We start from the raw sequence: 13,441 nt of genomic DNA, 5'->3' as shown, positions 1-13,441 counted from the left end.
CCGCCCTGCCCCGAACGGTTTAGCCAGCGCCAGCGACACAGCATTACGCCTCGCCCACGCCGGGGGCTTCATCCGGAGACTCGTGAAAAGCAGCGCCGAACTCGCGCACATCCTCGTGAATCAGGGTGGAATTAAGGCTCACCGCCGCCACCATGCCGCTGGCCGCCGCGCTCATCACATACTGCGGGGCGCCGGTCATATCGCCCGCTGCCCACACGCCGCGCAGGCTGGTCATGCCGTGTTCGTTGACCATCACGCGCATTTTGGCGTCCATTTCCAGGCCCAGGGCGGCGGGCAGGTGGCTGCGCTGCCCCTGGGTGGGATTGAGGAACATGCCTTCCAGGGCCAGTGTGTCCCCGCCGTGGAAATGCACCGTCAGCGCGTCTTCACCCGAAAGCCGCAGGATAGGCCGGGTGTCCAGGGTGATGTTCAGCCGTGCCAGGTCACGGCGCTGCTCGGGCGTCAGCTCGTCGGGGCCGTCGGTCAGCAGGGTGAGGTGGTCGGTCCAGTTCTGCATACTCAGCGCCAAGTGGTGCCCTTCCTGGTGGCTGCCCAGCACGGCCAGCGCCGCTTCCCGGTTGGGCCAACCGTCGCAGTAGGGGCAGTGGTGAACTGTGCGGCCCCAGCGCTCCTTGAGCCCGCTGATGTGCGGCAGCACGTCCTGTACGCCACTGGCAAACAGCACCCGGCGGGCCGTCACCCATTCGGTGGCCAGCTGCACGCCGAAGCCTTCCCTGAATTCGCGCACCTGCCGCGCCGCTTCGGGGCGCACGGTCACGTCATAGGGGGCCAGCTGCTCTAGCCCAATACGCTTGAGGTCGGTGGGCGGCGTGCAGTCGCGGGTAAAGACGCCGTGGGCCGCCTGGGCGCGGGCATTGCGGGGCGGGCCGCCATCAAGTAGTAGCACCCGCCGCCGGGCACCGCCCAAGACCAGCGCAGCGTTCAGTCCAGCCGGTCCGGCCCCGATAATCACAGCGTCGTAGGTGTCGGCTGAGCGCTGAACGGCAGCTTCCAGCGCCGCCTGCGAAGGGCCAGCTTCAGGGGATTCAGCTGGGGTCATAGCCAGCTCCACACAGCCCGCCAGAACGCCAGTGGGACGGGAGGAGCAGGGGGACAGGAGCGCAAGGCCAGCGGCGCGTCAAGGTGAATCATTGAGGCAAATAAAGGGGGGGCAATCATTGAGGCCATTATGAAGGCCACGCGCACGGAGGCCCAGCCAGTGGGCATTAAGCCGCACTTGCGGATGTTCAGGCCAGCCTTCTTCTCATAAAGCAGGACTTCTGTCAGAGAGTTTTAACCAGACTGCTCTAAGATGCTTCACATGAAGGCCAAGTCTGCCCTGTTCCTCTCTGCTCTGGCTCTGCCCCTCAGCGCCTGTGGCAGCGTGAGCCAAGCAGGCCCGAGCGCAGGAGAACTGCTGCGTACCCCCACCACCCTGAGCCTGGCAGGCCGCACCCTGAGCGCTCAGGCCCGCCCGGTGCTCAGCGGCAATGAACTCAGCGCCCGCGTGCAGGTGCAGAGCTCGGCCAGCGCCCTGCCGCTGAATGTGCTTTCGGTGTATCTGGTCACCCAGGGCGGTGTCTGGCAAGCGGCAGGCCAGTGGCGCGCCAGCAGCTGCGGTGCCGGTTGCCGCGTGATTGAAGGCCGGGGCCCTGCACAGGGTCTGCGGGCGGGCGAGAATGTGCAGGTGGTCGTGCGGATGCAGGACAGCGCCGGACGCAACTTCTGGCTGCGTGACGAGCAAACGACCGTACAGAAGGACTAAACCGCGAGAGCTGCTTCAGATGGGTATCATGTGCGCCGCCTAAGCTGAACACATGAGCCGTATATTTCCGCTGGCCCTGAGTGCTGGCCTGCTGCTGGCCGCCCTACCTGCCCAGGCCCAGACACTGATTCCGATGGACTCGCGCCCTGCTACCAGCCGCCTGCCTGCGGCAATTGCTGGCCTAAAGAGCGACACGCTCAAAGTGGTCCCGCGTGACCTGCTGGGCACGGCGCAGCAAGGCGCAGACCCGGCCCGGCTGCTGGAGTGGCTGCGCACCGAAGGAGCCGGAGCCGCTGACGAGCCGCTGATCGTGGCCCTGGACGCCCTGGCTTACGGCGGGCTGGTTCAGTCACGCAAGAGCACCGATTCGGCGGCGCGGGTCCGCAGCCGACTGCTGCCGCTGCGGGAGTGGCAGCGCGAAACCGGGCGTCCGGTCTACGCCTTTATCACCATTCCGCGCCATCCCGACGCGGTAGACCGGGAGCGCAACTACGCGGCAGCCCAGTTGCTGACCCGTTGGGCCGCCGCTGGGGTGTTTAAGGAGCTGCATATCGCCTGGGACGACGCCCTGCCCGGCAGCCCGGCTCCTGCTGAAGGGGCCAAGTTGGCGCAGTTTGCCGCCGAGGTCGCCCCGAACAATGTGCGGGTCTACCCCGGTGCCGACGAGGTGCTGGCCCTGCTCAGTGCCCGCGCCCTGTCGCCCGCGCCCAAGACACTTCAGGCCGTGTACTCTGACCCCAAACTGGCCCAGGAAGTCATCAAGTACGAGGGCATTCCGCTCACCGAGAGCGTAGAAAACCATGCCGAAGCCGCAGGGTTCCGCATGGCACAGCAGGGCCAAAGCGCCGACATGACTGTGTACGTGTTTAATGGCGGCGACCCACGCCAGGCCGCGCTTGCTATTTCGGCCCTGCTGCGCCGTGGCCCCGTAGCTGTGGTGGACGTAGAAAAGGTCAACCTGGGCAACACCCGACTGTGGCAAGACCTGGGCACCCTGAAGCGCGACGCCAACCTGACCGCGCTGGCGGCCTGGGGCACTCCTGGCAACAACCTCGGCTCGGCGCTGGCCCACGCCAAGCTGTCCTTAGACGGCGTAGATCCAGAGCGGCAAAAGGCCCTGCTGGCCCGCGAATACGCCAACGACCTGATTTATTCCACTCGCCTGCGGGCAGCCCTACGCGCTGCCATTCCCGAAGCTGAGATGAATACTCCCGCCGCCCAGGCCAAGCTAATGGAGCTGGCCGCCGAGTATTTCCCGCTCAACCTCGGCGGGCAATACGGGCTGGAACAGGTCAACCTGCCCTGGGGCCGCTCGTTTGAGTGGGACTTTGACCTGACTCCCGTGGAGTAAGAGAGCAAGGTCCAGCGAGGCCCGAGCCGCCAGGGCCTCACCCTAGAACAGCGGGGTGGTATACGCCCGCAGCTCCCCCCATGCGCAGAGGTCGGCCACCTGGGCGCGGGTGAAATAGCGGGCGTCCGCGACCTCGCTTAGGTGCGCGGCCTGAAGCTCCTCACCTGGAAGCGGTTCGGCTACCAGACAGAAGGCAGTATCAGGCCACCGTCCCGGTGACGGGAGGCACGAGTATTTAGAAAGTTGACGATTTGCACGCGCATCCCAGTTTCCTCCCAGGCTTCACACACCGCCGCGTCCTGAGGGTTTTCGCCCGGCTCCACCTTTCCGTCAGGCAGGTGCCGTAGCCCAGCGCTGTCATCTTCCGTCTGCTCAGCTTAGCGAGTTGTGGAATGGCACGGCCCATCAGGCCAAAAATGGCGTGCCCCGGAAGGGTTCTTCCCGCCCCCAGCACCCAGCTTGCCGGGCTCCGGAGTAGAGAACTGCTTTAAGGCTTCTCTCAGCCTGAGATGGGATCAGCGCGTCCCTACTATGCTGGACCTATGCAACCCACCGACACTGCCGCCTGGAAAGCCCTCACGACCCTGGCCGCCGAGCGCCAGCTGACGCTGCGTGACCTGTTCGCTGACGACCCGGAGCGCGGCCAGAAGTACGCTGCCGAGGGAGCGGGCTGGTATCTGGACTACTCCAAGCAGCGCCTGGACAGAGCCATCTTGAACGCCCTGCTGGACCTGGCCCGCGAGTGCGGTGTGGAGGAGCGACGGGACGCCATGCTGCGCGGCGAAAAAATCAACGTGACCGAAGGACGCGCCGTGCTACACACCGCCCTGCGTGCGCCCCGTGACGCCGATATCCGCGCGGATGGGCAGAATGTGGTGCCCCAGGTTCACGCGGTGCTGGACCGCATGGCCGACTTTGCCCGGCAAGTGCGCTCCGGCGAGTGGCGCGGGTTTACTGGCGAGCCCATCCACGCCGTGGTGAATATCGGGATTGGGGGCAGCGACCTGGGGCCGGTCATGGCGTACGAGGCGCTGGAACACTACAGTGACCGGAACCTGACCGTGCGCTTCGTATCTAACGTGGACGGCAGCGACTTTGCCGAAAAAGTGCGGGACCTTGACCCGGCCAGCACCCTGTTTATCGTCTCCAGCAAGACCTTTACCACCCTGGAGACCATGACCAACGCCCACACTGCCCGTCGCTGGCTGCTGGATGCCCTGGGGGACGAGGCGGCGGTGGCGCGGCACTTCGTGGCCGTCAGCACCAACGCCGATGAAGTGCGGCAATTCGGCATAGACACAGCCAATATGTTCGAGTTCTGGGACTGGGTGGGCGGACGCTACAGCCTGGACAGCGCCATCGGCCTGAGCCTGACCATTGCCATCGGCCCAGAGCACTTCCGCGAATTCCTGGACGGCATGCACGACATGGACCGCCATTTTGCATCCGCGCCGCTGGAGCAGAACCTGCCGGTGCTGATGGCCCTGACCGGCATTTGGAACCAGAATTTCCTGGGGGCCTGCTCGCTGGCAGTGCTGCCTTATTCGCAGTATCTGCGCTCTTTTCCGGCCTACTTGCAGCAGCTGGACATGGAAAGCAACGGCAAACACGTGACCCTGAGCGGCGCTGAGGTCGGCTATGACACCGGCCCCATTGTGTGGGGGCAGGCGGGCACCAATGGTCAGCACGCTTTTTACCAGCTGATTCACCAGGGCACCCGGCTGATTCCCTGCGACTTTATCGGGTTTGCCCGCAGCCTGACCCCGCTGCCTGCCGGCGAAGGCCAGACCCACCAGGACCTGCTGATGGCGAACGTCTTCGCGCAGAGCGAGGCGCTGGCGTTCGGCAAGACGCCCCAGCAGGTGCGCGGGGACGGCGTGCCTGAGACGCTGGTGCCACACAAGACCTTTGCGGGCAACCGTCCCTCCTCTACCCTGCTGGCCCGCGACCTGACCCCGCGCAGCCTGGGTGCGCTGATTGCGCTGTACGAACACAAAGTCTTTGTGCAGGGCGCAGTCTGGGACATCAATTCCTTTGACCAGTGGGGCGTAGAGCTGGGCAAAGTACTGGCGCAGAGAATCGCACCGGAGTTGAGCGGCGAGCAGGACCTGCACCACGACTCGTCCACCAATGCCCTGATCCGCTGGTATCGCCGCGAGCGCTGAGGCCAATCCCCACCTGACATCCATAAATCTTCCCCAGCCTCTCCAGTTTCCAAAGCGCATAAAGCCCGGCGCAGTGGTTGTTTTCTGCGCTGGCATTGGGTATCCTCCGGCCTATTGCAGGGCCGGGGGTCACGTTTGGCTGGCCCTGAACTCCCTTGCTCCCCCTGGCCCTGCTCTGGCGTCTGGCCAGCGCGTAGACCGCAGGGCCACTGGCTTCTTGCTGGGGACATGGCCACTGCCCGGCTACAGATGTGAGGGGGCCAGGGCAGCACTTCCCACTAACTTCCTGCCACTGCACTGTCCCCGCAGTCCCAGCTTCATCAGCGTTCGAGGATGAGCTCCCATTCCAAGTTTCTCTCGTCAGGACTCTATCTATGCTCAGAACTTCGCTCACCGTCGGGTTTATGCTGTTCGCCATCTTTTTCGGGGCAGGCAACCTGATTTTCCCGCCGCAGCTGGGCTCCGAGAGTGGCGCGGCCTACGCTCCGGCCATGCTCGGCTTTCTGCTGACCGGCGTGGGCCTGCCGCTGCTGGGCATCGTGGTCGGTGCGCTGGCCCCTGGCGGCTACGCCGAGGCCCTGCGCCGGATTCACCCTGCCTTTGGCCTGGTGTTCCTGACGGCCATTTATCTCACCATTGGCCCCCTGTTCGCCATTCCCCGCACCGGGGCCACCGCCTACCAAATGGCCCTGGTGCCCTTTTTGGGCAATGCGGGCGGCACGTCACTGCTGCTATGGACACTGGGCTATTTCGGGCTGGCCCTGTGGCTCAGCCTGAATCCCTCACGCATGGTAGACCGAATCGGCGAGTGGCTGACGCCCGCGCTGCTGCTGTCGCTGCTGGTGCTGATTGTGCGGGCTTTTATGCTGCTCAGCGGCCACACCCCTGCCGCGCCCGCTGCCGCTTACGCAGATGGACACGCCTTTTTCGCAGGCTTTACCGCCGGGTATCAGACGCTTGACGCCCTGGCCGCCGTGGCTTTTTCGGTGGTGGTGCTGGGAGCGATTCAGAGCAAAGGCGCAGCTTCTGGCCCCGCACTGCTGCGGCAAACGGCGACAGCAGGTGCGATTGCCGCTCTTTTTCTGGGGCTGGTGTACATGGCGCTGGGCTGGACCGGGGCCCACATGCCGCTGAGCAGCGACACCCTGAACTCACTCCAGGCGGGCGGAACCAACCTGGGCACCTACCTGCTGACCACCATCGCCAACGAGGCATTCGGCCCTTTTGGGCGCACCCTGCTGGGCCTGATCGTGACGCTGGCCTGCCTGACCACCACCGTGGGCCTGCTGGTGGCGGTGGGCGAGTACCTGGTGGACACCTTTCCCAAGCTGAACTACCGCCTCACCGTGATGGCCCTGACACTGTTCAGCCTGCTGATTGCCAACCAGGGGCTCAACACCATCATCAGCGTGAGTGTGCCGGTGCTGGTCATCCTGTATCCCATCACCATCAGCGTGATGCTGCTGATTTTGCTGGCCCGCTTTGTCGCCACGCCGCGCCTCGGCTGGCAATTGGCTGTCGCTGCCGTGACTGTGATCAGCTTGCTCACTTCAGCCCAGGGCAACGGCTGGCTGAGCTTGCCCTGGATAGAGACTCTTCCCCTGCGCGCACAGTCGCTGGAATGGCTGCCTTTCATGCTGGCGGGCCTGGGCCTCGGCTGGCTGCTGGGCGGACGCAGTGAGCGAATCAGCTTGGCCGATTCGGCCTCGCCGGGGGAAAGCAGCTTCAGCGACGCGGAGCGCGTCAGGGCCTAGCCCCAAACTCCAGAACTCAGAATCCAAGCGAACAGCGGCCCTGGCCTCTTGAAGTCAGGAGGACACGCTTGACGGCTAGACCAGCTCCGCCCGCTCCGGCTCCGGCAAGCGGAAGGCCAGCCACACGCTGGGCAGCAGCAGCAAAATCGCAGCGATGGCCGCCGCAGTGGGGGTGGTCAAGTCAGCCAGCGCCCCCACCAGAAAGATCAGCAGGCCCGCAAACCCCCAGGAAAATCCCATCATGATGGAGCTGGCAATGGCCACGTGCCCCGGCTGGTATTCCTGCGCCGTGACCACGCCTACCGGCACGCTGGCATTCACGAACGCGCCCATCAGGAACGTGAGTGGATAGAACCACAGGTCGCCGGGGTCACTCAGAATCAGGATGATGAAAAAGGGAATGGTGGCCCCGATAGCTGCCCGCAGCACTGGCGTCCGGCCCACGCGGTCACTGATGCGCCCGCCTATGATGCCGCCCACCGCACTTGCCACCGCGTACAGGCCGAGTGCCAACCCCACCTCGCGCATGCTGAAGCCCCGGCCCAGCAGGATAAACGGCAACATGGTGTTGTAGCCCATAGACGCCAGCGAGCGCAGCACCGCCATGCCCCACAGCGGCACAATCGGCCCACGGAAAATGGCGAGGTAGTCGGCCAGGCGCATCGCTTTTCGGGCGGGCGGGGCTGCGGGCGGAGTCACGGCATAGGTGAGCGCAGCGGTCAGGAAACCGAACGCGGCAAAATACGGCAGCGTATCCAGCCCCTGAGCCGCAAAGACCGGCCCCAGCGCGGCCCCACCCGTGCCCCCCGCGCTAAAGATGGACGCCCAGAGGCCCCGCTTGTCACGCGGCGAGTTGGTGGCGATGTAGGCGGCCCCGCTGGGATGGAAAAAGCCGCTGCCCAGCCCAGCCACCGCCACCAGCAACACCAACGCCCCGAACCAGGGCACATAGCCCATAAAGCACAGGCCCACGGCAGTCAGCAGCGGGCCTAGCGCGGCGGTGACGCGGCGGTCCACCCGCTCCCCGATCACGCCCAGCAGCGGTTGCAGCACGCTGCCGGTCAGACTGTGGGCACTCACCAGAAAGGTGGCGGCGGCGGTACTCACCGCAAAGCGGCTTTGCAGTTCTGGCAGCAGTGGGGTGAGCATGGCTCCATAAGCGTCATTGATAAAGTGACCCGCGGTCACTGCGACGGCAACGGCAGCCGTCTGCTGAGACACTCGGGCAGTGGCAGAGGTGGGGGGCATCAGCCAGGCAGTCTACCGCCCTGGGACGCCTCACGGGCATACTCACGCAGCGCCGCTTCCTCGGCAGGAATGCGCACAAGCAGCAGCAGCGCGGCGTTCACCACGCTGTAGGCCAGGGCGGTGCGCCAGGCCCCCACCGCCAGCGGCGCGGAGGCAATTTCTAGCGCTACCACGGCGTAGTTGGGATGCTTCAGGTAGCGAAATGGCCCGCCCCGCACCCGCTCCCCACCCGGCACGATCAGGATGCGGGTGTTCCAGTAGCGGCCCAGTGTGCGAATCACCCAGTAGCGCAGCGGCTGCGCCAGCACGAACAGCAGCAGGGCGGGCAGGCTGACCCGGCCCCGGTTCTGGCGGCCTTCGAGCAAGGTAAAGAGCATCCAACTCGGGTGCAGCACGAAAAAAGCCGGGTAATGCTCCTGGCCGTATTCCTGCGCACCCTGCGCCCGCGCCCAGGCTTCGTTGCGGCGGGCGACCTTCAGTTCCAGCAGGCGCTGTACGGTCAGAAAGCCGAACAGGTAGGGGGCAAATCGGCGGGCAAACGGCAGGCGCATAGGCTCCAGAGTAGACCACCGCACCGGCCACAAGAAAGCGGTCCTGATCTCCCAACTCAGGACCTTCTCAAAGGCGCTGCTTCATCCCGCCAGCGCCCTGAACCAGTGGGCTTTAGTCTGCGGCCTGAACCTGGGCCGCCAGTCGCCCAGATTCCTCGGTTAGCTCGCGCAGGCGTGCCGCCAGCTCTGGGGTCAGCGCGCTGGCGTCTGCCCGCCAGCCCCAGTGCCCGGTGGCGCTGCCCGGCACGTTCATGCGGGCATCAGTGCCCAGGTTCAGCAGGTCTTGCAGCGGCGCTATGGCCACGCGGGCGCGGCTGTGCCAGGCGATGCCCAGCATCCGCCAGGTCACCTCGTCTTCGGCGGGGTCAGAAGCAGTAAAGGACCGGAAATGGTGCTTTTCTAGGTCGCTGGCCGTGCGCCACCAGCCCAGGGTGGTGTCGTTGTCGTGGGTGCCGGTGTACACCACCCGGTTACGGACAATGTTGGCCGGATAAAAGGGGCTGTTCCAGAAATCCTCATCGGAAAAGGCGAACTGCAGCACCACCATGCCCGGCAGCTCGAATTCATCGCGCAGCTCCTCCACCTTGGGGGTAATGACGCCCAGGTCCTCGGCGATGATGGGCAGGTCGCCCAGGCGGCGGCGCACCTCGGCCAGCAATTCGCGGCCCGGAGCCGGTACCCAGCGCCCTCCCATCGCGTTCTCGGCGGGATAAGGCACTTCCCAGTAAGCTTCAAAGCCCCGGAAGTGGTCCACCCGGATCAGGTCGTATAGCTCACGGCTGCGCGCAAAACGGGCCACCCACCAGTCAAAGCCTTGCTCCTGCATGCGGTCCCAGCGGTACAGCGGATTGCCCCACAGCTGGCCTTCTGCAGCAAAGTAGTCGGGTGGCACACCTGCTTGCACGGTGGGCTGGCCCTGCTCGTCCAGCGCAAACAGGTCCTGGTGCGCCCAAACATCCGACGAGTCCAGCGCCACGAAAATGGGCAGGTCGCCCACAATCTGCACGCCTCGCTCGCCCGCGTAGGCCCGCAGCGCCTGCCACTGCCGCTCAAACAGGAACTGAATAAAGCGGATATGTTCCACCACGTCAAAGTGATCTTGCTGAAAGCGGGTCAGTGCCGCCTGATCGCGGCGGCGGTACTCCGCTGCCCACTGAAACCAGGCAGCCCCTCCATGCACTTCCTTGAGCGCCCGGAACAGGGCGTAGTTGTCCAGCCAGCGGGCCTGCGCGGCCTTGTAGGCGCTGAACTCTGCTGCCAGCTCCGCCGGGCCTTCACCCGCCTGAAAGCGGCGGTAAGCGGTCCACAGCAGCTCACTGCGCCAGGCAGTCTGCGCGTCGAAATCCACCCGCTCCGGGTGCAGTGGAGCGGCGTGCAGGTCGGCGGCGCTCAGCAGGCCACTGCCCAGCAGTTCACTGAGGCTGATCAGGAGCGGATTGCCTGCAAAGGCCCCCAGCGTCTGATAGGGGCTGTTGCCGTGCCCAGTAGGCCCCAGCGGCAGAATCTGCCAGTAGGTCTGCCCCGCTTCCTGGAGCCAGTCCACCCACTGCCGGGCTTCGTGGCCCAGTTCGCCCGTGCCGTAGGGACCGGGCAAAGAGGTCGGATGCAGCAGCACGCCGCTGGAGCGGTGTTCCGGCAGGCTGGCATAATCGGAAATGCTGGAAAGGTCGGGGGCAGGGGTCTGGGTCATGCGGGGTCACTCCGTGCAGGGCAAACTGGGCGGTAAAGGAAGGCAAAATGTGGTCCGGCGCAGCGAACCTGCGGGACAGCTTAGAGCATTCGCCGGGGCAAAGTGGGGGCGCGACTCTGGCCGCAGCACACGGCCTTTTACACGAGAGGACTGGCCAGGTCTGCAAGAGACTTTCGGCCAGCTGGAACCTGGTCTGGGTCCTATAGCCATACCCCAACCAGACGGGGCGCAGCCCGCAAAGTGGCTCTGAGCGCAACGGGATACCCAGCCCCGGCGGAGTGACGAACAATAAGAAATGGTCCAGCCGCATTCCAGCGACCGGACCATCATGACCAGAGGCCTTAGCTGCGGCCAGAACGTGACCGCAACTGAAAGTCCAGGGGGAGGAGGAACGTCTTTTCCTGGACCGTGCTCCTGTTCAGGTCATCAGGGCTGTTGAGCAGAGGCGGCTGGGGAGAACCGAACTTATTGTTGGTGGTTCCTATGGCGTACACGTACTCGCCACGCATCACAACTTTATTGATAGATCCGCGTTCGGCAGGCAAAGGCACAGCGGTCTCTACACCATTGCTATCCATAAGGTAGTGATGGACAAAGCCGTCCATCACCGTGCCCGTCAAGATAAGGTTGTCGCTGTAGGCGAGCAGGTGTCCCTCATTGTCCTGCGTCAGGTTGAGGGGAGCACTCACCACACGTTCGGTATCGGCCAGACCCGGCTTATCCGGAATCTCAAGCTGGCTGCGAAGCTGCTGTATAGGCAAAGTGATATTGCCTTTTACCGAGCCATCCGGACCGAAGGACAGGACCGTCTGAGCGCTGGTGGCCGACGGCTCCCCGCGTGCATGGCCAGATGTCATGAGAATACTGACGCCCTGCACCGAAGCGGAGAGGTCCAGGGCCAATTGGGGCGAGCTGCTTTCCCAGTACACCTGCCAGGCAGCCTCGCCATCCACGAATTTGGTGACTCCCATAACACTGGGACAAGCCAAGGTGGAGAAATAATGACTCCTGAAAGAATGACACTCTTCGTTGGGGATATCCACAGAGGTCAGCAGGTAGAGGCTGCCGTCCGATGCAGAGGCCAGGTGTGCCCTGACAGTCCCATCCTTGAGAGCCGCTGGCGAGCGCAGGACATAGTGCTGGGTCAGACCTATTTCACCCCAGCTGCGGTAAGCCAGTTCGCGGACGTCCACTCCTCCCGCACCGCCCTGCTCAGGCCTGAGGATTTGTAGGGTCGCTATTCCCTGTTTGGCCGGGACGACTTCACTTGGAAATCCCTGTATGGGAAGCGAAAACTGCTCTTCGGATCCGTTGCTGAGCCTCTGCATATCCGTACCGTAGATTTCCGCCTGTGGCCCCTCTGAGTATGGTTCCCGTGGGTCGATAAGGTGGTAGACCTCTTCTTTGGCACCGTCCTCGGTCACGAGAACTGCATTGCTGCCGCCCTGGGTGCCGAATGGGAAGCGCTGAAGAGCGAGCTTCTGTCCGGTAGAGGTAAATTTCAGCAGGTGCGGCGGCAAGGTCCTGTTGGCATCATCCCAGTACATACCAAAGGCACTCTGTCCCAGAAAGAGATCACCTCCCGCATTGACGCCAATATCGGCGATGCTATACCCGAATAGCTGCGGCCCTGTCCACTCGAGTAGAGGTGAGGTCAGGGCCTGGGCCCCCAGACGCGCTGGCATCTGCCCCGCTGTGGGCTGGGGCAGGGTGACACGGTTAGAGCTGAAGTTTTTCCGCCCTTCTAAGATGAATCCGCCTGCGCTCAGTCTGGACCCAGCATCAACCGGACCGGGACCGGTGGCAGGAGGCGTGGACCCGCAAGCAGCGAGCATCAGGGAACACCCCAAGGTGGCCGCAGCAACAAATAGTTTCTTCATGGCATTCTCCTTCGTGACAAGTGGAGCGGTCTAGAGTCAGCGCACTCAGCGTGACCGCAACTGGAAATCCATTGGCCGCAGGAAATGGGCCTCACCCGTCATGCCTTCGGCATACAGATAGTCCCCCTGGAACACCACATCGTGTATCCAGCCTTTGCCCGCTGCCGAACCGTCATTGAGGACAAAAGAATGTTCCAAACTCTGCCCCACGGTCCCAGTGAGAATGGCATTTTGGTTGAACGCAGCCAGACGGCCAGCATTGTCCACCTTGAGATTGGTCAGAGGCGGAAGAACGTAATACCGGTCCAGAGGATCAACCTGCGTCAGGGTATCCCGCAGAGCGTCCAGGGGAATATCCCGGTTGCCGGTCACCTGCCCGCTGGCATCCAAAGACAAGATGGTGGATTCCAGACGGGGATAGGAAGGGTGAATAGAGCGGTTAAACAGCACGTGAACCCCCTGATCATTGGCAGCAATGTCTTCTAATCTCAGCACCTGGGGCTCATCCCAGTAGACCTGCCACTCCACATTGCCATTCTTGATTTTGGTGATTCCTGCTATGCCTGGAGCCTGATCTTGGTACTCAGTGATATGGGTGTACATCGCCACATAGGTACTGCCGTCCGAGGCTACAGCTGTGACCGACGTGGGAGAGAACTCACGGGAGGCATAGGCTTTGGGAAACCGCAGGGTGACCTTCTCACGCAGTCCCACTTCACGCCAGGGTTCAGCAGCCAGATCAGACACGGTGACGTAGGAGATAAGGCCACTGTGCTGATCCATCACAGATTCACTCACTGTGATGCCCTCTTTCTGAGGAAACCCCACAAAACGTTGAGACTGGCCATAATCCGCAGGAATAGGGTGCTGCACATCAAGAGCCTGCTCAGGATTCAGATCCTCCATATCACTGCCGTAGACATGCGCCTGCATATACATTTTCGGACCAGCGAACAGGTGGTAGGCCTCGCGCTCAGTAGGTGACAACTTCACTTCCAGCCCCTCCTGGTGGGCAAAAAGGCTGGGTCAGCAGGTCT

The 13,441-nt window shown here is 63.7% G+C and carries 10 protein-coding genes and 1 pseudogene; 4 read left to right on the top strand and 7 right to left on the bottom strand.

Annotation, left to right across the window (positions count from 1 at the left end; all coding sequences use genetic code 11):
- Positions 1-43: 43 nt before the first annotated feature.
- Positions 44-1,060, bottom strand: a complete 1,017-nt coding sequence (locus IE158_RS03600) for an NAD(P)/FAD-dependent oxidoreductase (RefSeq protein WP_189642312.1) — start codon at positions 1,058-1,060, stop codon at positions 44-46.
- A 261-nt stretch (positions 1,061-1,321) separates the two neighbouring features.
- Here IE158_RS03600 and IE158_RS03595 point away from each other — a divergent pair, with 261 nt between their 5' ends.
- A complete protein-coding gene (locus tag IE158_RS03595; RefSeq protein ID WP_189642311.1) occupies positions 1,322-1,765 on the top strand; it encodes a hypothetical protein in 444 nt (147 codons plus the stop codon).
- 52 nt (positions 1,766-1,817) lie between these two features.
- Positions 1,818-3,116, top strand: a complete 1,299-nt coding sequence (locus IE158_RS03590) for a DUF4127 family protein (protein WP_189642310.1) — start codon at positions 1,818-1,820, stop codon at positions 3,114-3,116.
- A 179-nt stretch (positions 3,117-3,295) separates the two neighbouring features.
- On the opposite strand, the pseudogene IE158_RS03585 reads toward IE158_RS03590, so the two are convergent.
- Positions 3,296-3,469 (bottom strand): annotated as a pseudogene (locus tag IE158_RS03585) (NUDIX domain-containing protein); the annotation flags it as partial.
- A gap of 189 nt (positions 3,470-3,658) precedes the next feature.
- Here IE158_RS03585 and pgi point away from each other — a divergent pair.
- Together pgi and brnQ are read left to right on the top strand one after the other, a co-directional pair.
- On the top strand, positions 3,659-5,281 hold the full coding sequence (gene pgi, locus IE158_RS03580; RefSeq protein ID WP_189642309.1) for a glucose-6-phosphate isomerase: 1,623 nt from the start codon (positions 3,659-3,661) through the stop codon (positions 5,279-5,281).
- Between the two features lie 374 nt (positions 5,282-5,655).
- Complete coding sequence (gene brnQ / locus IE158_RS03575; RefSeq protein ID WP_189642308.1) at positions 5,656-7,035, top strand: branched-chain amino acid transport system II carrier protein; 1,380 nt, start codon at positions 5,656-5,658, stop codon at positions 7,033-7,035.
- A gap of 75 nt (positions 7,036-7,110) precedes the next feature.
- Here the strand turns inward: brnQ and IE158_RS03570 are convergent, their stop codons facing one another.
- The 5 genes from IE158_RS03570 to IE158_RS03550 all read right to left on the bottom strand — a co-directional run bounded on the left by IE158_RS03570 (position 7,111) and on the right by IE158_RS03550 (position 13,397).
- Positions 7,111-8,283 (bottom strand): MFS transporter, encoded by a 1,173-nt coding sequence (locus IE158_RS03570; RefSeq protein ID WP_189642307.1) that lies wholly within the window; start codon positions 8,281-8,283, stop codon positions 7,111-7,113.
- Positions 8,283-8,834 carry an isoprenylcysteine carboxyl methyltransferase family protein gene (locus IE158_RS03565; protein ID WP_189642306.1) on the bottom strand — a complete coding sequence of 184 codons (552 nt, stop codon included), beginning with the start codon at positions 8,832-8,834 and terminating at the stop codon, positions 8,283-8,285. Before IE158_RS03565 ends, IE158_RS03570 begins: the two co-directional genes overlap by 1 nt.
- A 112-nt stretch (positions 8,835-8,946) precedes the next feature.
- Entirely contained in the window at positions 8,947-10,524 is a 1,578-nt protein-coding gene (malQ, locus tag IE158_RS03560) for a 4-alpha-glucanotransferase (protein WP_189642305.1), read from the bottom strand.
- Between the two features lie 341 nt (positions 10,525-10,865).
- Entirely contained in the window at positions 10,866-12,404 is a 1,539-nt protein-coding gene (locus tag IE158_RS03555) for a hypothetical protein (protein WP_189642304.1), read from the bottom strand.
- Positions 12,405-12,449: 45 nt separating this feature from the next.
- A complete protein-coding gene (locus IE158_RS03550; RefSeq protein WP_189642303.1) occupies positions 12,450-13,397 on the bottom strand; it encodes a hypothetical protein in 948 nt (315 codons plus the stop codon).
- Positions 13,398-13,441: the final 44 nt, after the last annotated feature.

Origin of the sequence: Deinococcus piscis, assembly GCF_014653275.1 — a bacterium.
Lineage (GTDB): Bacteria > Deinococcota > Deinococci > Deinococcales > Deinococcaceae > Deinococcus > Deinococcus piscis.
The sequence above is the reverse complement of the archived record's forward strand: the minus strand, read 5'-3'. Positions and strand labels throughout refer to the sequence as shown.